This window comes from Enterobacter cloacae complex sp. 2022EL-00788 (assembly GCF_026627565.1).
Taxonomy (GTDB): Bacteria; Pseudomonadota; Gammaproteobacteria; order Enterobacterales; family Enterobacteriaceae; genus Enterobacter; species Enterobacter pasteurii.
The window spans coordinates 285,794-305,888 of the sequence record NZ_JAPNMC010000006.1; the positions used below are offsets into that span (position 1 = coordinate 285,794).

Here is a 20,095-nt window from a genome sequence, read left to right on the forward strand (position 1 = left end):
GGCCCGGTAAGGCGTAACCGCCGGGCTTACAGGCTCACTATTTGCTGAATATGCGTCACCGCAAACAGCAGCGACAGCAACAATACCGCCAGCGCGATCAGGAACTTGTCCCGCACGGCTTTCGGCTGCACAAAATCGCTCTGCGCCACATCCATCAGGTTACGGCTGCGGGTGTAGCGCCATAAAATGAGGGCCACCAGCGCCAGCACCACCAGCGCGATCCAGAATGGCCCTCCCGTGCGGTGCCAGTTATGCTTTATCGCCAGGGCGATGAGCGCTCCATATCCCAGCAGGGTCCGCAACCACGCGAGCGAGGTACGCTCCGGCTGCAGGCCGGGATCGGCTTCGCGGCGCGCTTTGCGGCTATCCGGCATAGAACACCAGCACCATCACTACGCCAGCGACGGCCAGCAGTATCGTACTGATGATGAGCAGGCCTCGCGTATAGGGGAGATCCTGCTTCAGACGCATCGCCTTTTCATTTCGCAGCCAGCGCAAATAGCCATAAATCGCCAGTACGCCCGCAAACAGGCACAGCAGCAGGGCGAGTACTTCGCGGATCGCCGGGGTAGCAAAATCGGGAGCGAGCTGGTCAAGCCCAACGCCTGCGGCCAGAAAGCCCAGCGCCGTGCGGATCCACGCTAAAAAGGTACGCTCGTTTGCCAGAGAGAAGCGATAGTCCGGTGCTTCACCGAGGCGGGAAAGTTTCATGAAGGCTCCTTGTCTTGCTGCGGGCAGGCTTCAGCATAGCGTAAAATGGCAGGGACAAGGAGACCGGCATCGGGCGATGCCGGTCAGCGAAGCTAGCCTATTCCCCAGAACAGCACCGCCAGTAGCTGCGGGGTGATGATGCGCAGGAACATCACCAGCGGATAAACCGTGGCATACGACAGCGCCGCCGCGCCGCTGGTGGCGTGCAGATTATTTGCAAAAGCCAGCGCGGGCGGGTCGGTCATCGAGCCCGCCAGCATGCCGCACAGCGTCAGATAGTTCATTTTAGCGAACATTCGCGCCAGTATCCCGACCGTTAGCAGCGGGATAGCGGTGATAAAGATGCCGTATCCTACCCAGCTGATCCCGTCGCCGTTCACCAGGGTATCAACAAAATCGCCGCCCGATTTCAACCCTACCACCGCCAGGAACAGCACAATGCCTAACTCGCGCAGCGCCAGGTTAGCGCTCGGGGGCATAAACCAGTAAAGCTTACCGATGGAGCCGATACGCCCAAGGATCAGCGCCATTATCAGCGGTCCGCCCGCCAGACCCAGCTTGAGCGCGACCGGGAAGCCGGGCACGTACAGCGGAATGGAGCCAAGCATGACGCCAAGCCCGACGCCGATAAATACCGGCAGCATCTGCACCTGCTGAAGCTTCTGCTGCGCGTTGCCCACCATGTCCGCCACCGCATCAATGGAGGCCGGACGCCCGACCAGGTTGAGAATATCACCAAACTGCAGGCTGGCATCCTGGCTTGCGACCAGCTCGACGCCGGCGCGATTAAGCCGGGAGATCACGACGTCATAGCGCTCTTTTACCTGCAAATCGCGGATTTTCTTGCCTAACACTTTCTCGTTTGTGACCACCACGCGCTCCACGCGCATGTCCGTACCGCGGGTGGAGAGCGAGGTATCCACCTCCTGGCCAATCACTAGCCGCGCGTTGTTTAAATCCGCCGGCTGTCCTACCAGGTGCAGGAGATCGCCGTGCTGAATAAGGGTGCCGGGCGAGGGCACCATCAGCGTTTCATCCCGTTTCAGCCGCGAGCAGATAATGGTTGCGCTGTTCAGGATGGGTACGTCCTGAATCGCCATATTATTAAGGTTAGGGTTTTCGACGCGGATGTTTATGGTTTTGATCAGCGTATGGCCGTTGGTCAGCGTGCTTTCATGGTCCTTTGCCTCCTGCTCAACGTTAACGCGGAACAGCACGCGCACAAGCCACATCGAGAGCAAAATGCCGCAGATGCCGAACGGATAGGCCATGGCGTAGCTCATGCCCATCTGATCGACGACGTCGAAAGGGATACCCAAATCGCGCAGAATTTGCTGCCCCGCCCCGAGCGCGGGCGTGTTGGTGACGGCCCCGGAGAAGATGCCCAGCACCACGGGCAGCGGGATGGCGAAGAGCTTATGCAGAATGGCGGTGACCAGCCCACCCATCACGACAATGCCGAAAGCAAAGAGGTTGAGCCGTAAACCGGAGACGCGCAGCGAAGCGAAGAACCCCGGGCCCACCTGAATGCCGATGGTATACACAAAGAGGATCAGGCCGAACTCCTGGATGAAATGCAGCATATCGGCGCTGAGCACCCACCCAAGCTGGTCGGCAAAATGGCCGACGAAAATCCCGCCAAACAGCACTCCTCCGATGCCAAACCCGACGCCGCGGATTTTGATATTCCCCAGCCACAGCCCCACTACCGCGACAAGGGCCAACACGCTGACGGTTAACGCGATATCACTCATGATCCACTTCCTGTGTATAACCATAGGTATACTAAGGATTCTCTCAGAGCTGGCGGCGGCTGTATGGGCGATGGCGCACAAAAAAGCCCTGCCGGGGCAGGGCTTTAACTTTTCACCTTTCCCTGGGGGAGAGGGTCAGTATGACACAGGTATTAACTGTTCAGCGCCGGACGCTCGCTAATGGCGATGCGCTGGGGCGCAATGGCTTCCGGCACGTTACGGGTAAGATCGATGTTCAGCAGCCCGTTAGTGAACGTCGCGCCAGAAACTTCCATATGGTCTGCCAGGGTGAAGCTCAGGCTAAACGGCTGAGTTACCAGCCCCTGGTGCAGCCATTTGGTCTCGGTTTCCGGTTTTTCAGGCGACCCTTTCACGGTCAGGCGCGTGCCCTCAAGCTGAATATCGAGATCTTCCTGACGGAATCCGGCCAGCGCAAGCGTGATGCGGTAGTGGTTATCGTCGCTTTTTTCGATGTTGTACGGCGGAAACGTCTGCTGTTCGGTCGCGCTTTGCAGGGCGTTAGCCAGTTTGTCAAAACCAATCCACTGACGCAGCAGAGGGGAAAAATCATAGTTACGCATACTAAATCTCCTTCTGAGAAGCGAGTTCGGCACAGTTTAATTTTGTGCACAATTGTTCCTGCAAATCCTTATGGATTCGCATATGCTCCCGTTACGGCAAGCAGTTTCAGATGGGCCGCTTTCGCGACCCGCACAATTAGTTGATTTCGATACGGCGCGGTTTTTTCTCTTCCGGAATCACACGTTCCAGTTCGATAAACAGCAGGCCGTTGACCAGGTTCGCGCCCTTAACGTGAATGTTTTCGGCGAGCTGGAACTTGCGTTCAAAGTTGCGCTCGGCAATGCCCTGGTAAAGGTAGGTACGTTCTTTCTGCTCGGTCGTATGGGAGCCTTTCACCACCAGCAGGTTATCCTGCGCGGTGATCTCCAGTTCGCTCTCTGCGAAACCGGCAACAGCGATCGCGATGCGATAGTGGTTTTCGTCTACCAGTTCAACGTTGTAGGGAGGATAGCCGTTGCTCTGGCTCTGATTGTTTTCTAAATGGTTGAACAGGCGATCGAAACCAATGGCAGAACGGTATAGCGGAGAGAGATCGAAATTACGCATAGATTAAAACTCCTGAAATCAGCGAGAAAATGTAGCCTTCCACCATGGACAGGCTTCTGTTTCCCCGAACACCCATCAGGCGTGTTCGTTATCGGGTTACATTCTTAAAATGGGTCTGGTTACGGGCTTTTCAAGCGTATTTATGTGAGATTTTTTTGCACTTTGCTGGTTGTCGCATAGACTCAGGGGCAACAGCACAAAGGGTTAAATTGCGATGGCCTCCACAGTGCGGACGTTTTGCGCTGTCCATTTTGTACCAGCCTCGCTATAACCCTGAGTTGCAGGTCAATGCCGTGCTAATAATGATGACTGAGTGATGATGAGAAATGTTCTGATTAAGCTGGCGACGTTCAGCGGGGTTGTTTTACTTTGCGGGTGTTCGAGCGTGATGTCTCACACCGGCGGTAAAGAAGGAACATATCCAGGGACGCGCGCCAGCGCCGCAATGATCTCTGACGATGAGACGAACTGGGGCACCAAATCTCTGGCGATTCTTGATATGCCATTTACTGCGGTTGCCGATACGCTTCTGCTGCCGTGGGACATGTTCCGCACCGACAGCTCCGTGCGCTCGCGCGTGGAGAAAAGCGAGCAGGAAAATCTGGCGACCAACTCCGTCATTCCGCCCGCCGCGATGCCACCACGCTAGTCCCGTGCGGTTTCCGTTAGCCACAGCTGGCGGAAACCCGCTTTATCCTCCATCCACGCGATAAAACGCCCGTCCGGCGAAAACACGACGGCATCAGCAGACGGCGGGTTGTCATGATCGGACGTCAAAAACGTGACCTCACCGGTCCGCGCATCGCAGCAGGCAATGCGGCCTTCAAGCACAAACCCCAGCGCGTTGCCGGAAGGATGCCAGTTGAACGCCGACTGAATATCGCTCTCATTGTGGGTTAACTGGCGCGGCTCGCCGCCCTCAGGTGCGATAAGCCACAGCTGCACAACGCCGCTATCGTCGCGCATTAAAAACGCAATCTGCGTCCCCTGCGGGTTGCTGCGCACCCAGTGGCGCGGCACGTTAACCAGCCCCGGATACGCCTTCTGATGGGTGAAGGTCAGACGGCGCTGCAGCACGCCAGCAGGCGGTGCTGGCATCGTCTCCGGCGTACCCTGCAATGGCGCATCGCCCGCCCGCTTCCAGCCCTGCTCGTCCTGGGGCAGATCGACAATAAACAGTTCGGGTACCTTATCGCCTTTCGCAGACAGGGTATCGCCAATAAACGCCAGCCTGCCGTTGCCCACCCAGCCCTCTTCATAGGCGCGGCCGATCTCATCGCTGCCCGGTTTTGGATCCGGCGTGGTGCGGCTCACCAGCACGCTCCAGAAGGTGCCGGCATATTCCCGCGGATGGTTCCCCTGCGGGTGCACCGGGCCAAAAGGCGTTGCCACCCCGACGTTACGCAAATCCAGCTTCGGATCGCGCTCGTGCAGCACGTGGTCGTTATAGGTAAAGCTGACGAACTGCCCGTTCGGACTGAAGACGTGGACGTGACTGCCGCCGCGCAGCGCGCCGGCCGTGTAAGGCGCGGTGATATCCATCGCATCAAGGTTGCTTACCTGGCCATTGTGCGCAATCACCCCCTGACGATGATGAAAATCATACTGCCACTCTGCGTCCGGATTTTTCGGGCCGTGGATAAAAACGTATTTCTCCTGTGCCGGATGAACGGTCACCACGCCAACGTGCGCGCCGTCAGTGGCCCGGTAGATCACGTCAACCTCGCCCGTAAAGACGTTTACCCGCTCGATGGTTTCACCGGTGAACGACGCGCCTGACGGGCGCACATCATAAGCAAGCCACTGGCTGTCCGGAGTCCAGGTATTGATATTGGTGAGCTGGTGGTTGCGGGAAGCGAAGGTGATTTGTTTCATGGACGTACCCTGATGCGCGGTTTTCGCATCAGGGTAAAACATCCGAAGGGATTAGCCTACTCGTTTCACGTCGCCCACCAGCAGGATATAGGAGAGCGCCCCGATCAGCGCCACGGCGGAGATGTAGACCAGAGCCGGACCAAAGCCGTAGTCCTGCGCCAGGTAGCCGATGACCAGCGGCACGGTGATCCCGCCCAGCCCGCCTACGAAGTTGAACACGCCCCCGGTCAGGCCGATCAGACGCATCGGCGCCAGAGACGACACCAGTGACCAGGTGATGGAGGCAAAACCGTTTCCGAAGAACGCCACCGCCATCAAGGTCATAATCCATACCGGATCGTTGGTGTAGTTAGCGCCCATGATGCAGGTAGAGATCAGCAGCCCGCAGATAATCGGCGTTTTACGCGCAACGCCCAGTGAGAAACCTTTTTTCACCAGCTTGTCCGCCAGCCAGCCCGAAAGCAGCACCCCGAAGAAGGCCGCCAGGAACGGTACGGTGGTCATAAAGCCCGCCTTCAGCGCGGTAATCCCCTTCTCCTGGGTCAGGTAGTTCGGGAACCAGGTGAGGAAGAACCACAGCGTCGACGTGACCGCAAACTGGCCCAGATACACGCCCACCAGCTTACGATGGAAGACCAGCTTCCAGTCCGCGCGGGTTAGCGGCTGACGCGCCTCTTTTTTCACCGGGGCATCGCCGTCCACCAGACCGCCACCGTCGCGGATGTAGTCCAGCTCGGCTTTGGTGATGCTTTTGGTCAGACGCGGCGGCTGATAGACCTTAAACCAGATAAGCGACCAGATAATGCCGATCCCGCCGGTGACGATAAACACCCAGTGCCAGCTCAGCAGCTCCTGGATCCAGATTAGCAGCGGCGTCAGGAACGCCAGGCCAACAAACTGCCCGGAGGTGTAGAAGCCCACGGCAGAGGCACGCTCATGCTCCGGGAACCAGCTGGTCACCATGCGGTTGTTGGTCGGGAACGCCGGCGCTTCAAACACCCCGGTGATGGCGCGCAGGCCAATCAGCGACATCAGCCCGGTCGCGAAGCCCTGGAACAGGGTCGCCACGGACCAGCCTAAAATGGCGATAAAGTAGGTCAGGCGCGACCCCACGCGGTCAAGGAACCAGCCGCCGGGGATCTGGCAGAACGTATAAAGCCAGGCAAACGCCGAAAAGACATAGCCCATTTCCGCTTTGGTGATCCCAAACTCTTCCTGAATATGGGCCGATGCCACGGCAAGGTTGGCGCGGTCTACATAGCAAATGACCACGGTAATAAAAATCATAATTAGCGTCAGGTAGCGGCGACGCCCGGTCTTTGTAGCAGTAACTGGAATATCCATCGCAATCTGTCTCCAGATTTTGGGCATAGCGAAGCCGCTCACCATGCCCTGTAATTTACAGAGGGTGTATTTGGTTTTTTTAATTAAAAACGTAAACAGAATGCGCTAAGTAATTCGTGCTGGGGTAAGAAAACGCAGCCAACGCATTACCAGCGCGAAGTATGACGCGCATTTACCATTCCGCTACGCTGCCATCCTCATGGCGCCACAGCGGGTTACGCCAGTCCGGCGTATTTTTACTCAGCTCAATGACTTTGGCTTCGTCAACTTCCACGCCAAGGCCCGGCTTCGTTAACGGTTTAAAGAAACCGCCTTCCATGCTGAAGTCTTCTTTGTTTTTCACAAAGTCGAGCAGCTCCGCGCCCTTGTTATAGTGAATACCCATGCTTTGCTCCTGGAACACCGCATTACGGGAGACAAAGTCGACGTGCAGGCAGGCCGCCAGCGCAATCGGCCCAAGCGGACAGTGCGGCGCCAGCGCAACATCGTAGGCTTCCGCCATGCCGGCAATTTTGTAGCATTCGGTGATGCCGCCCGCATGGGAGAGATCCGGTTGCAGGATCGCAACGCCGCCCGCCTCCAGCACGCGTTTAAACTCGAAGCGCGAGAACATGCGTTCACCCGCCGCGATTGGAATGTGCGTCTGTTCTGCCAGTTTCGGGTAGTACTCTGCCTGCTCGGCCAGCACCGGCTCTTCGATAAACAGCGGGCGGTACGGCTCCAGCTCTTTAATCAGTACCTTAGCCATCGGCGCGCTGACGCGTCCGTGGAAGTCCAGGCCAAACTCAATCTCGTTGCCGAAGGCCTCGCGGATTTGCGCCACGGTATTCACCGCCCGGTCTACGGCGCGGGAGTTATCGACGATACCCATCTCTTCGCAGCCGTTGAGCTTAAAGGTATCGAACCCGATGCCGCGCAGCTTGTGTATGCCGTCGATCACCTCTGCCGGACGGTCGCCGCCTACCCAGCTGTAGGCCTTGATTTTGTCGCGCACCAGGCCGCCCATCAGCTGCCAGACCGGGGCATTCAGCACTTTGCCTTTGATATCCCACAGCGCCTGGTCGATACCGGCGATGGCGCTCATCAGAATCGGGCCGCCGCGATAGAAGCCCGCCCGGTACATCACTTGCCACAGGTCGTTGATGCGCGCCGGATCCTGACCAATCAGGTATTCCCCCAGCTCATGCACGGCGGCCTCAACCGTGCGCGCGCGGCCTTCAATCACCGGCTCGCCCCAGCCAACCACGCCTTCATCGGTTTCGATCTTCAGGAACATCCAGCGCGGGGGTAAACGGTACGTGGTGAGTTTGGTTATTTTCATTGCACTGCCTCTCGATACGCTTTCACAAATGCTGCCGCCTGCTGCGCGGTACGCTCCACGGACTGTCCGGCGCGATAGAGATCGCTGCCCAGCCCAGCGCCCGCGCAGCCTGCCTTCATCCACTGCGCCAGGTTTTCTGGCGTTACGCCGCCCACGGCAAAGACCGGCACGCTGGCGGGTAAGACCGCTTTCAGCGCTTTGATGTAATCCGGGCCAAAGGCCGACGACGGGAAAATTTTGAGCGTCTGCGCGCCCGCATCGAGAGCGGTAAAGGCTTCGGTAGCCGTAGCGCATCCCGGGCAGACGGTCATGCCGTAGCCCACCGCCCGGCGGATGACCTCGGGGTTGATGTTGGGGGTGACGATGAGTTTGCAGCCCATCTTCGCCAGCCTGTCCACCTGCTCCGGCTGTAACACGGTTCCCGCGCCAATCAGTGCTTTATGACCAAACGCATCCACCACGGCCGGAATGCTTTTTTCCCATTCCGGGGAGTTGAGCGGGATTTCCACCGCGTCGAAACCGGCGTCGATAACCGCGCCGACGTGGGCAAGCGCCTCATTGGGCGTGATGCCGCGCAAAATTGCGATAAGGGGAAGACTAGTTTGCCACTGCATGAGCGATGCTCCTTATTCCTGCCTGAAATGCCGTGTCGCCTTCCACCGCAGCAACATCCCGACCGATGGCGCGAAACGCCTGTCGGTAACGAGACGTCAGCGATGAGCCCGCGACGAGGGTGATGGTCTGCTGCCCGGCGAACGCGTCGGCCAGGGAGGCGACTTCCGCGCCAATCAGCAGGCCGGACAAAAATTCGCTAACCTCCTCGCGCGGGAGATTTCCCAGCACGTGCGAAGCGCGAACCTCAAAAAGCTGTGGCAAAACGGCAGGGGAGGCGATCCCGCGCTCAAGCCCGGCGGCAAACGCCTCCGGCGACGGAACCTGCTCAGACAAACCGGCGCCCACCAGCGAATGCATAAGCAGCAAATGGTGTAATTCGCCGGTCATTACGGTACGAAAATCATGAATTTGCCCGGCATCGGTCTGCACCCATTTGCAGTGCGTACCGGGCATAACGTAGACGGAAGAGGGAGAGAGAGCGCGCGCGCCGAGCAGCTGTGTCTCTTCGCCGCGCATCACGTTATGGTTATCGTCGCGAGAGACGCACAGGCCGGGAATAATCCAGACATTGTCGTCAACGGACGTTAACTGCTCGCCAATGGCGGCAAAATGGGCCGGAACAGGCAGATAGGGGGCAACCTTCCAGCCCACGTTACTGCCGACCATTCCCGCCATCACCACCGGCGTAGCGCCGTCGCGCCAGTCTTGCGTCACTTCTGCTAACACCGCCTCCGGGGATTTACCGTTCAGGCGCGTCACGCCCGCCTCTGATTGCCTGCTTTCCAGGCACTGCTCGCCCTGGTACAGCCAGGCGCGCAGGTTGGTCGATCCCCAGTCAATTGCGATGTAGCGTGATGTCATGTGATTTCCTTCAACCTTCGTGTTGAGCTGGCAATCATGGTGAGAGCCGCCTGCTCTGCCGCATCGCCGTCCTGATGCCGTATCGCATCGAACAGCGCTTTATGTTCCTGGAGCGTTTTCGGCATGTTGGCCTCATCGCCCATCCAGGTACGTTCAAATACCGCTCGCTGTAGCGAGCTGATCGCCACGCTAAGCTGCTGTAACACCGGGTTATGCACCGACTGCAATACCGCCTCGTGATAGCGTATATCCGCCTCGTTGAACGCTTCCCGGTTCTGGTTATTGGCGATCATGTCGTTTAAAGCCGACTCAATCTGCGCCAGGTCGCCTGACGTTGCGCGCTCCGCTGCCCATCGGGCGATGGCCGGTTCCACCAGGTTTCGCACTTCACTCATCGCGCCGATAAGCCGCGGGTCGTAGTCGTTTTCCAGCACCCACTGCAGGACATCGGTATCGAGGTAGTTCCACTGGTTGCGCGGCGCGACAAACGCGCCGCGATAGCGTTTCATTTCAATCAACCGCTTCGCCATCAGCGAGCGGAACACTTCCCGGATGATGTTGCGCGAGGTTTCAAACTCTTCGCAAAGTTCGGCCTCTGCCGGCAGCGGCGAACCGGGAACGTATTTACCACCCACAATCTGAGTGCCCAGCGTGATGACAATGCGATCGGTTTTATTGAGTGTCATGGAGAGTCCTTGTGCTCTGTAAGTCCATCACTACTTTACCGCGACCGCTGAATTTCGCCTCACTTTTGCAGTACAAACGTGAGGCCTTTCGCCTTTGCTGTGACGCTAATGTAGTACAATCATTTAATGTTGTACTACAATCCAGATCACAAAAAGAACAATTCGATAAATTCAGGGCCAAAAAAAGCCCCGGTTGATAACCGAGGCTGATGATTACGGACAGCTGCTAGGACAGGACAAATTTCTCAATCGCGTAAGCCACGCCGTCCTCCAGGTTAGATTTGGTGACGAAGTTCGCCACGTCTTTCACCGACGGGATCGCGTTATCCATCGCCACGCCCATGCCCGCATACTCGATCATCGCGATGTCATTCTCCTGGTCGCCCAGCGCCATAATCTCCTCAGGCTTAATGCCCAGCGCATCGGCAAGGGACTTCACGCCGGTGCCTTTATTGACGCGTTTATCGAGGATCTCGAGGAAGTACGGCGCGCTTTTCAGCACGGTGTATTTCTCTTTCACCTCTGCAGGAATGCGCGCGATGGCTTTGTCCAGAATCGCCGGTTCGTCGATCATCATTACTTTCAGGAACTGCGTCGCCGGGTCCATTTTTTCCGCTTCGCAGAACACCAGCGGGATGGTCGCGACGTAGGATTCATGCACCGTGTAGTAGCTGATATCGCGGTTAGCGGTATACAGCGTTGTGCGATCGAGCGCGTGGAAGTGGGAGCCCACTTCGCGGGAGAGTTTTTCAAGGAACAGGTAGTCATCATAGCTCAGCGCAGTTTGTGCCACCGTGCTGCCATCTGCGGCCTTTTGTACCAGCGCGCCGTTATACGTGATGCAGTAATCGCCCGGCTGATTCATGTGCAGCTCTTTCAGGTAGCTGTGCACCCCGGCATACGGGCGGCCAGTGGTCAGCACCACGTTCACGCCTTTTTCGCGGGCGGCGGCGATCGCGTTTTTAACGGCGGGAGAGATGGTGTGGTCAGGCAGCAGCAGCGTGCCGTCCATATCGATTGCAATGAGTTTGATAGCCATGAGTTCCCCAGGATGAATGAGTGCTACCTCATGCTAACGCGATTAAGCACACAAAAATAGAGCTACATTGCGCAACGGAAACACCCCTTTTACGCTTATCCTGGGGAACTACGGCTTACTTGCGGGTAAGGACAATTTTACCAAACGCACCGCGATCCAGATGTTCAAGCGCCTGTTCAAGTTCATCAAAGCGGTAGCGATGCTCAATCACGGGCTTGAGTTCCATCACATCCACGGCGCGGACGAAATCTTCCAGCGCACGGCGGTGCCCCACGCCAATGCCCTGAATAACGGGGGATTTCAGCAGCAGCTCGCCAGCAGGCAGGGAAATGTCCGTTCCGGCCAGCACGCCAATGACGGAGATACGCCCGTGAACGGCTACCGCGCGCAGGGAATGCTTCAGGTTCTCCCCACCTACGGTTTCGATAATATGGTCGATGCCGCGATCCTGCGTGAGCGCCAGCGTATCTTCTGCCCAGTCGCCCTTCAGCCGGTTAATACCCTGACTGGCCCCGAGTTCTTTGGCCTGCGCCAGTTTGTCATCGCTTCCCGAGGTGACAAACACCTCCGCTCCGTGCGCTTTTGCAATTTGCAGGGCAAAGATCGCCACGCCGCCCGTTCCCTGAACCAGCACCGATTGTCCGGCTCGCAAGTTCCCGCGCTCCACCAGCGCGAACCAGGCGGTAAGCCCTGCGCAGGGCAGCGTGCTGGCCTCTTCGTCATTCAGGGTCTCCGGGGATGCCACCAGCGCGCTTTCCTTCACAACCACATACTCGGCCAGCATCCCCGGGAAGTACCCTCCGCTCGTTTTATAGGGCAAATTACGGGCATCCGCCTGCGGCTTACCGTCGATCCACTCCGGGAAGAAGGTTGAGATAACGCGAGCGCCGGGCTGGAACCGCGTCACGCCTTCACCAACGCTGTCCACCACGCCCGCCATGTCAGATGCCGGAGTGAACGGGAAGGAAAGCGGAATCGGCATCGTGCCTTCAATCACCATTTTATCGCGATAGTTGAGCGCAACGGCATTCACCCGTACGCGCACTTCACCCGGGCCTGGCTGTGGCACCGGCTCCTGAATGAGTTTGAGGCTATCGCGCCCGAGGGCGTTCATAGACCAGCGCTGCATTGTCTCTGTCATTTTTTCTCTCCTGCCATCAAATAAGCTATAGGACTGACAGTCTACCGTTGACGCCTGGTCGTCAGTGGCGATAACTTTTCCCATAATTGATGACGCAGTGGATACAATCTATGACCGATACGCTGAAGGATATTCCTGTCTTTGTGGCCGCCGTTGAGGCGGGAAGTTTTGCTCAGGCCGCTGTTCGTCTGCACCTGTCGCGCTCTGCGGTAGGAAAAAGCATCGCCCGCCTTGAAGAGCGGCTGGGCGTACGTCTTTTCCAGCGCACCACCCGCAGCCAGAGGCTTACCGACAACGGCGCTCTGTTTTATGAACGCTGCCTGCGTGCGCTGGAGGAAATTCGGGGCGCGGAGTCGCTGCTTGAGACAGGGAAGCAGCAGGTCAGCGGCCGCCTGCGCGTCGCCATGCCGGTACTGTTTGGTCGCCAGTGCGTCGCGCCGCTGCTGATAGAACTGACGCAGGAACATCCCGGGCTTGAGCTTGAAATGTCATTCAGCGATCGCGTGGTGGATCTGGTAGAGGAAGGCTTTGATATGGCGGTACGTAACGGCACGCTACAGGACAGCAGCGTGCTGGTCGCCAGAAGGCTGGGCGAGCACCGCATGGTGCTGTGCGCCGCTCCGGATTACCTGATGAAGAACGGCCAGCCAGAAAACGTTGCTGATTTACCCCACCACACTGCCATTAACTATCTGCGATCGGGCAGAGTGCTACCCTGGCAACTGATGGATAGCGAAGGGAGATCGCACACCTTTACTCCCCGCTCATCGCTCAATATGGATGATTTACAGGCAATCTGCGACGCTGCGCTGGCCGGACACGGCCTTGCGTGGTTGCCCTGCTGGATGGCTCGCAGAGAAATACATCAGGGAAAACTCATCCCGCTTTTAAAGCAGGCACCGGACGTGCGCTTCGACGTTCATGCAGTCTGGCAACAGACGCCGCATTTGCCGCTGAGGGTTAGAATTGCTGTCGATACGCTTGCCAGCCGTTTACCGTCAGTGCTGTCGCTGGATATGCCTGCGCCCATAAAAAAGCCGCGCTAAATGCGCGGCCTGAGTCGTGCAGTATAACAACGATTAAATATCGATATTCGCCGCTTTCAGGGCGTTCTCTTCGATGAAGGCACGACGTGGTTCAACCGCGTCGCCCATCAGGGTCGTGAACAGCTGATCCGCTGCAATCGCGTCTTTAACGGTAACGCGCAGCATGCGGCGGCTTTCCGGATCCATGGTGGTTTCCCACAGCTGATCCGGGTTCATTTCGCCCAGACCTTTATAACGCTGAATAGAAAGGCCGCGACGGGACTCTTTCACCAGCCATTCCAGCGCCTGCTCGAAGCTTGCCACCGGCTGACGGCGCTCGCCACGTTCGATGAACGCATCGTCTTCGATCAGACCGCGCAGCTTCTCGCCCAGGGTGCAGATACGGCGGTATTCCGGACCGGTCACAAACTCGTGCTCCAGCGGGTAGTCGGTGTCGACGCCGTGAGTACGGACGCGAACAATCGGCTCGAACTGCTGCGCCGCGTTCTGCTGAACGTCAAACTTCCACTGGCTGCCGTGCTGCTCTTTCTCGTTCAGCTCGCTCACCAGGATGTTTACCCAGCGGGTCACGGCCTGCTCGTTGCTCAGATCGGCTTCGGTCAGGGTTGGCTGATAAATCAGCTCCTTCAGCAGCGCTTTCGGATAGCGACGCTCCATACGGCCAATCATTTTCTGCGTGGCGTTGAACTCGGAGACCAGACGCTCCAGCGGCTCGCCGGCCAGCGCTGGCGCGCTGGAGTTTGCGTGCAGGGTCGCGCCATCAAGGGCGATCGCGATTTGATACTGATCCATCGCATCGTCATCTTTAATGTACTGTTCCTGCTTGCCTTTCTTCACTTTGTACAGCGGCGGCTGTGCAATGTAGACGTGGCCGCGCTCAACGATTTCTGGCATCTGACGATAGAAGAAGGTCAACAGCAGCGTACGAATGTGCGAGCCGTCGACGTCCGCATCGGTCATGATGATGATGCTGTGATAGCGCAGCTTGTCCGGGTTGTACTCGTCGCGACCGATACCGCAGCCGAGCGCGGTGATAAGCGTCGCCACTTCCTGAGAAGAGAGCATCTTGTCGAAGCGCGCTTTCTCAACGTTCAGGATTTTACCCTTCAGCGGCAGAATCGCCTGGTTCTTACGGTTACGGCCCTGCTTCGCAGAACCGCCCGCGGAGTCCCCTTCCACAAGGTACAGTTCAGACAGCGCCGGATCGCGCTCCTGGCAGTCAGCCAGCTTGCCCGGCAGGCCGGCTAAGTCCAGCGCGCCTTTACGACGGGTCATTTCACGGGCTTTACGCGCCGCTTCACGGGCACGGGCCGCATCGATAATTTTGCCCACCACGATTTTCGCGTCGGACGGGTTTTCCTGCAGGTAGTCGCTCAGCAGCTCGTTCATCTGCTGCTCAACCGCCGATTTCACCTCAGAAGAGACCAGCTTGTCTTTGGTCTGCGAGGAGAACTTCGGATCCGGCACCTTCACGGAAACAACAGCAATCAGGCCTTCACGGGCATCGTCGCCGGTGGCGCTGACTTTCGCTTTTTTGCTGTAGCCTTCTTTGTCCATGTAGGCGTTCAGGGTACGGGTCATCGCCGCGCGGAAGCCCGCAAGGTGAGTACCGCCGTCGCGCTGCGGAATGTTGTTGGTGAAGCAGTAGATGTTTTCCTGGAAGCCGTCGTTCCACTGCAATGCCACTTCCACGCCGATACCGTCTTTTTCAGTGGAGAAGTAGAAAATATTCGGGTGAATTGGCGTTTTGTTCTTGTTCAGGTACTCAACGAACGCCTTGATACCGCCTTCGTAGTGGAAGTGGTCTTCTTTGTTGTCGCGTTTGTCGCGCAGACGAATCGACACGCCGGAGTTCAGGAACGACAGTTCACGCAGGCGTTTTGCCAGGATGTCGTACTCAAACTCGGTAACGTTGGTGAAGGTTTCCAGGCTCGGCCAGAAACGCACCATGGTACCGGTTTTCTCGGTATCGCCGATAACGGCCAGCGGGGCTTCAGGCACGCCGTGCTGGTAGATCTGACGGTGAATTTTGCCTTCGCGCTGGATAACCAGCTCCAGCTTCTGCGACAGGGCGTTTACTACGGAAACCCCTACGCCGTGCAGACCGCCGGAAACCTTATACGAGTTATCATCGAACTTACCGCCTGCGTGCAGAACGGTCATGATCACTTCCGCAGCAGATACGCCCTCTTCCGGGTGAATACCGGTTGGGATGCCACGACCATCATCGGTAACGGACACGGAGTTGTCCGCATGGATCGTGACCACGATGTCTTTACAGTGACCCGCGAGCGCTTCGTCGATAGCGTTATCTACCACCTCGAATACCATGTGGTGCAGACCGGTGCCGTCATCCGTGTCGCCGATATACATACCCGGGCGCTTACGCACCGCATCCAGTCCTTTCAGGACTTTGATACTGGAGGAGTCATAAGAATTCGACATCAACGTTTCTCGCTCATTTCAACTTGGGTTAATCCGTTATTTTACCCTTTTCCACGGTAAACATCTTCGAATTTTCGTCCGACATGTCCATAACGTGTTCAGCGCTGATAGCGCTGACGAAAACCTGCGACTGCGTGGCTTTTAAGCGGCTGGCAAGCAGTCCGCGCCGCGCGTCGTCAAGTTCCGAGGCAAAATCATCTATCAGGTACAGGCAGCGTCGTCCGCTTTCGCGGGTGAGGAACTCCCCCTGCGCCAGGCGCAGCGCGCACATCAGGAGCTTTAGCTGCCCGCGCGACAGCGTGTCTTCTACCGGTGCGCCGTCAGCACGAATGCGGAAATCCGCCTTGTGCGGGCCGTGCGCGGTGTAGGTCAACATGCGATCGCGCTCGAAGCTTCTCTCTAACACCTCGGCATAATCCGTCTCTTTCTCCCAGCCACGCTGGAACGAGAAGGTGAGAGAGAATTCGGGTAAAAACTGTTTGCAGGTGTCGGCCATGTCTTCGGCGATACCCGCGCTGTATTCGGCACGCCAGCGGCTGATTTGTTCCGCAAGAGGAATTAATTCCATGTCCCACGGACGCAGCTGGGCGTAGCGCGTGACCTGACGCAACGCGGCGTTACGCTGCTTAAGCAGACGCTTCAGGTTGCTCCAGGCGTTAAAGAAGCCGGCTTCGTTGTGAAAGCATCCCCAGTCGAGGAACGCTCTTCTGTATTTGGGGCCGCCGTTGAGTAAAGTAAACCCCTCCGGCGTAATCAGCTGCATCGGCATCAGCAGCGCCAGCTCCGCCACCTTGTGGCCGTCGGTGCCGTCGATGCGTACCTTGCTGTCGCCCTGCTTGTCCTTGGTCAGGCCGATGGCGGTTTCCCGCTCTGCGCCCTGTAAACGCCCGTGCAGAACAAAGGATTCCTGCTCGTGGCGAATCACGCGACCAATCTGCAAACTGCGAAACGCCCGACCGTGGCCGAGCGTATAGATGGCCTCAAGCACGCTGGTTTTGCCGCTGCCGTTTGCGCCAACCAGAAAGTTAAAGCCAGGGGATAAAGCGAGATCCGCGCTTTCGATATTGCGAAAGTCGCGGATCAACAGACGGGTGAGCGACATTACAGTCTCATTGGCATGACAACATAAGCCGCGCTTTGGCTGGCCGCATCTTCAATCTGTACGCTCGAAACGGAGTCAGTCAGCAGAATGCGAACGTTCTCGCATTTCAGTGCATTGAGCACATCCAGCACGTAGCTGACGTTGAAGCCGATTTCCATCTCAGCCCCGGCGTAGGTGACGTCCAGAATCTCTTCTGCCTCTTCCTGCTCCGGGTTGTTGGCGGTGATTTTGATCTGATTTTCACTCACGTACAGACGTACGCCGCGGAATTTCTCGTTAGAGAGAATGGCCGCACGGGCGAACGCCTGCTTGAGAATATCGCAGCCCGCTTCCAGCGTTTTGTCCGGATTTTTCGGCAATACGCGGCGATAGTCAGGGAAACGACCGTCAACCAGCTTCGACGTGAAGACAAAATCACCCACGTGTGCGCGAATGTTGTTGCTGCCAATCTGCACGCGCAGCGGCGTGTCGCCACCGTCGAGCATACGCATCAGCTCAATCACGCCCTTACGCGGCACGATCACCGAATGGTTTGGCAGTGAATCGCCAATCGGCATGGAACAGACCGCCAGACGGTGCCCGTCGGTGGCCACGGTACGCAGCTCTTCGCCTTCGGTTTCGAACAGCATGCCGTTTAAGTAGTAACGAACGTCCTGGTGCGCCATAGAGAACTGCGTGGCTTCAATCAGACGCTTCATCGTCGCCTGCGGCAGGGTAAATTCAACCTCGCTCTGCCAGTCGTCCAGGTTCGGGAAGTCCGCAGCGGGCAGCGTGGAGAGTGAGAAACGGCTGCGGCCAGAGCGCACCAGCATGCGGTCGCCCTCCAGCTGCACGGCAATTTCAGCGCCTTCCGGCAGCCCACGGCAGATATCAAAGAATTTACGTGCCGGAACCGTGGTCGCGCCCGCGTCGTGCGGCTGCGTCAGCGTAACGCGCGCGATCATTTCCATTTCCAGATCCGTGCCGGTCAGCGACAGCGTACCGTCCGCGACCTGAAGCAGCAGGTTTCCGAGAATAGGCAGCGTTGGGCGGCCACCTAATGGGCCACTCACCTGTTGCAGCGGTTTTAATAAATGTTCACGTTCAACGGTAAATTTCATAGCGTCACGATGATAATGTTCTGATTAAATTGGAAAAATCTTCTTTTATGTCGTGGCTTTCTTCGCGTAACTGCTCAATCTTGCGACAGGCGTGCAGCACGGTCGTATGGTCACGGCCACCAAACGCATCGCCGATTTCCGGCAGGCTGTGGTTGGTTAGCTCTTTTGCCAGCGCCATCGCCATCTGACGCGGACGCGCCACCGAGCGGGAACGACGTTTAGACAGTAAATCTGCCACTTTGATCTTGTAGTACTCAGCCACCGTCTTCTGAATATTGTCGATGGTGACCAGTTTTTCCTGCAATGCCAACAAATCGCGCAGCGCTTCACGCACAAAATCGATGGTGATCGCACGACCGGTAAAATTGGCGTTGGCGATAACGCGATTCAGTGCCCCTTCCAGCTCACGAACGTTGGAACGCAGGCGCTTGGCAATAAAGAACGCCACTTCACCCGGCAGGCGAATGTCGTTCTCGTCGGCTTTTTTCATCAGGATCGCGACGCGGGTTTCCAGCTCCGGCGGCTCGATCGCCACGGTCAGGCCCCAGCCGAAGCGGGATTTCAGACGATCTTCAACGCCGTTGATCTCTTTTGGATAACGATCCGAGGTCAAAATGATCTGCTGATTGCCTTCCAGCAGGGCGTTAAAGGTGTGGAAAAACTCTTCCTGCGATCGTTCCTTATTGGCAAAGAACTGGATGTCATCGATCAGCAGTGCGTCAACGGAACGGTAGTAGCGTTTAAACTCTTCGATCGCATTGTTTTGCAGGGCTTTTACCATGTCCTGAACGAAGCGCTCGGAGTGCATATACACTACTTTGGCATTGGGCTTACGCGCCATAATGCCGTTACCCACCGCGTGCAGCAGGTGCGTTTTACCGAGACCCGTGCCGCCATAAAGGAACAGCGGGTTGTAAGCACCACCGGGGTTATCGGCAACCTGGCGGGCCGCCGCGCGCGCCAGCTGGTTCGATTTACCTTCAACGAAGTTATCGAACGTGTGCTTCACGTTAACGTTAGAGCGGTAGGTAGGCTCTGCGGGGGCCGGAACGTTATCCCAGCCCTGACGAGCCGGTGCAACACGCGGTGCAGGAGCGGGCGCCGCCTGAGCAGGGGCTGCCACATTGACAACTTCACGAACGGTTTGGGTGACCGGCTTTGTGCCCACTTCAAAACGCAGCTGTGGGGCATCTGATCCGCAGAAATCGTTCAGCAGTCCATTGATGTTGTTAAGGTATTTATCCCTTACCCAATCGAGCACGAAACGGTTTGGCGCATACAAAGCCAGCGTGTTATCGCTCAGTTCCGCCTGCAACGGGCGGATCCACATACTGAATTCTGTGGCTGGTAACTCATCCTGCAATCGGGCAAGACACTGCTGCCAAAGCGAAAGTGACACGGCGGACTCCACTCGAACAATAAAAGAAAACTATTGAATATTCATGATTGTTGGCGCACATCGACATGACCCTGTGCAAAAGGGGGACGTGCGAATTGCTATCTGCAATTAAATCCTGACCAGGATCCTGGGATCCCAATCGGGACCGCGGATCATAGCCTAAACTGAGACAGAGATCTTCTGTTTCTCACAGATTCTTCCCGATTTATCCACAGGAAGATCCGAAACCGGGTAAGTGTAAACGATCCTGACGCGAGTGCCCCGCGATTTAGCGCGCATATTGGAAAATTTAATGAGCACAGACCTTTTTTGGCTTAAATGATCTAACGAAGATCCGGGACGATCCTTGCGCTTTGTGGATGACGCCGTATAATCCTCGACCCGGCGCGTGAGGCTCATCTTCCTGCGTCGTTCGCTGCTCATTTTCCACGCAAAATAGTGCGGAAATACGCAGGAAATAAGGAAAGAGAATTGACTCCGGAGTGTACAATTATTACAATCCGGCCTCTTTAATCACCCACGCTGAGG

The 20,095-nt window shown here is 57.2% G+C and carries 19 protein-coding genes and 1 other annotated feature; of the genes, 2 read left to right on the plus strand and 17 right to left on the minus strand.

Annotation, left to right across the window (positions count from 1 at the left end; all coding sequences use genetic code 11):
- Positions 1–26: 26 nt before the first annotated feature.
- From OWK27_RS12110 to ibpA, 5 genes are all read right to left on the minus strand, one after another.
- Positions 27–374, minus strand: coding sequence for a DUF202 domain-containing protein (locus tag OWK27_RS12110; protein ID WP_176609124.1), 348 nt, complete (start codon positions 372–374; stop codon positions 27–29).
- On the minus strand, positions 364–711 hold the full coding sequence (locus OWK27_RS12115) for a YidH family protein (protein WP_148420369.1): 348 nt from the start codon (positions 709–711) through the stop codon (positions 364–366). The genes OWK27_RS12110 and OWK27_RS12115 overlap by 11 nt, the downstream gene beginning before the upstream one ends.
- 92 nt (positions 712–803) lie before the next feature.
- Complete coding sequence (locus OWK27_RS12120; protein WP_148420368.1) at positions 804–2,465, minus strand: putative transporter; 1,662 nt, start codon at positions 2,463–2,465, stop codon at positions 804–806.
- A gap of 152 nt (positions 2,466–2,617) precedes the next feature.
- Complete coding sequence (gene ibpB / locus OWK27_RS12125; protein ID WP_148420367.1) at positions 2,618–3,046, minus strand: small heat shock chaperone IbpB; 429 nt, start codon at positions 3,044–3,046, stop codon at positions 2,618–2,620.
- A gap of 136 nt (positions 3,047–3,182) precedes the next feature.
- Positions 3,183–3,593 (minus strand): small heat shock chaperone IbpA, encoded by a 411-nt coding sequence (gene ibpA / locus OWK27_RS12130; RefSeq protein WP_267590468.1) that lies wholly within the window; start codon positions 3,591–3,593, stop codon positions 3,183–3,185.
- Positions 3,587–3,660: a sequence feature (ROSE (Repression Of Heat Shock gene Expression) occurs in the 5'-region of heat shock genes and acts as an RNA thermometer to modulate expression.), on the minus strand. Its footprint overlaps the gene before it by 7 nt.
- A gap of 249 nt (positions 3,661–3,909) precedes the next feature.
- Between ibpA and OWK27_RS12135 the strand changes: the two genes are divergently transcribed.
- Entirely contained in the window at positions 3,910–4,242 is a 333-nt protein-coding gene (locus OWK27_RS12135; RefSeq protein WP_148420365.1) for a YceK/YidQ family lipoprotein, read from the plus strand.
- Here OWK27_RS12135 and OWK27_RS12140 read toward each other — a convergent pair.
- From OWK27_RS12140 to OWK27_RS12175, 8 genes are all read right to left on the minus strand, one after another.
- Positions 4,239–5,468 (minus strand): DUF3748 domain-containing protein, encoded by a 1,230-nt coding sequence (locus OWK27_RS12140; protein WP_267590469.1) that lies wholly within the window; start codon positions 5,466–5,468, stop codon positions 4,239–4,241. The genes OWK27_RS12135 and OWK27_RS12140 overlap by 4 nt on opposite strands.
- A 51-nt stretch (positions 5,469–5,519) precedes the next feature.
- A complete protein-coding gene (locus OWK27_RS12145) occupies positions 5,520–6,857 on the minus strand; it encodes an MFS transporter (RefSeq protein ID WP_162273767.1) in 1,338 nt (445 codons plus the stop codon).
- 127 nt (positions 6,858–6,984) lie between these two features.
- Positions 6,985–8,133 (minus strand): galactonate dehydratase, encoded by a 1,149-nt coding sequence (dgoD, locus tag OWK27_RS12150; RefSeq protein WP_176609130.1) that lies wholly within the window; start codon positions 8,131–8,133, stop codon positions 6,985–6,987.
- Positions 8,130–8,747: a 2-dehydro-3-deoxy-6-phosphogalactonate aldolase gene (locus OWK27_RS12155; protein ID WP_267590470.1), complete on the minus strand. Its 618-nt coding sequence runs from the start codon at positions 8,745–8,747 to the stop codon at positions 8,130–8,132. The genes dgoD and OWK27_RS12155 overlap by 4 nt, the downstream gene beginning before the upstream one ends.
- The gene (locus OWK27_RS12160) at positions 8,731–9,609 is read right to left on the minus strand and encodes a 2-dehydro-3-deoxygalactonokinase (RefSeq protein WP_267590471.1); all 879 of its coding nucleotides are present in this window, start codon (positions 9,607–9,609) and stop codon (positions 8,731–8,733) included. Before OWK27_RS12160 ends, OWK27_RS12155 begins: the two co-directional genes overlap by 17 nt.
- Positions 9,606–10,295 carry a D-galactonate utilization transcriptional regulator DgoR gene (gene dgoR / locus OWK27_RS12165; RefSeq protein WP_003861109.1) on the minus strand — a complete coding sequence of 230 codons (690 nt, stop codon included), beginning with the start codon at positions 10,293–10,295 and terminating at the stop codon, positions 9,606–9,608. The genes OWK27_RS12160 and dgoR overlap by 4 nt, the downstream gene beginning before the upstream one ends.
- 226 nt (positions 10,296–10,521) lie before the next feature.
- On the minus strand, positions 10,522–11,334 hold the full coding sequence (gene yidA / locus OWK27_RS12170) for a sugar-phosphatase (RefSeq protein WP_242174262.1): 813 nt from the start codon (positions 11,332–11,334) through the stop codon (positions 10,522–10,524).
- A 115-nt stretch (positions 11,335–11,449) separates the two neighbouring features.
- Positions 11,450–12,475, minus strand: a complete 1,026-nt coding sequence (locus OWK27_RS12175) for a zinc-dependent alcohol dehydrogenase family protein (protein WP_148420359.1) — start codon at positions 12,473–12,475, stop codon at positions 11,450–11,452.
- A 110-nt stretch (positions 12,476–12,585) separates the two neighbouring features.
- On the opposite strand from OWK27_RS12175, the gene OWK27_RS12180 reads away from it, so the two are divergent.
- On the plus strand, positions 12,586–13,521 hold the full coding sequence (locus OWK27_RS12180) for a LysR family transcriptional regulator (protein ID WP_193355451.1): 936 nt from the start codon (positions 12,586–12,588) through the stop codon (positions 13,519–13,521).
- Between the two features lie 33 nt (positions 13,522–13,554).
- On the opposite strand, the gene gyrB is transcribed toward OWK27_RS12180, so the two are convergent.
- From gyrB to dnaA, 4 genes are read right to left on the minus strand one after another with little or no spacing between them, the layout of a single operon-like run.
- Complete coding sequence (gyrB, locus tag OWK27_RS12185) at positions 13,555–15,966, minus strand: DNA topoisomerase (ATP-hydrolyzing) subunit B (RefSeq protein WP_267590472.1); 2,412 nt, start codon at positions 15,964–15,966, stop codon at positions 13,555–13,557.
- Positions 15,967–15,994: 28 nt separating this feature from the next.
- Complete coding sequence (recF, locus tag OWK27_RS12190; protein WP_045260850.1) at positions 15,995–17,068, minus strand: DNA replication/repair protein RecF; 1,074 nt, start codon at positions 17,066–17,068, stop codon at positions 15,995–15,997.
- Complete coding sequence (gene dnaN / locus OWK27_RS12195; RefSeq protein ID WP_003861122.1) at positions 17,068–18,168, minus strand: DNA polymerase III subunit beta; 1,101 nt, start codon at positions 18,166–18,168, stop codon at positions 17,068–17,070. The genes recF and dnaN overlap by 1 nt, the downstream gene beginning before the upstream one ends.
- A 4-nt stretch (positions 18,169–18,172) precedes the next feature.
- On the minus strand, positions 18,173–19,567 hold the full coding sequence (gene dnaA / locus OWK27_RS12200) for a chromosomal replication initiator protein DnaA (protein WP_003861124.1): 1,395 nt from the start codon (positions 19,565–19,567) through the stop codon (positions 18,173–18,175).
- Between the last annotated feature and the right edge of the window lie 528 nt (positions 19,568–20,095).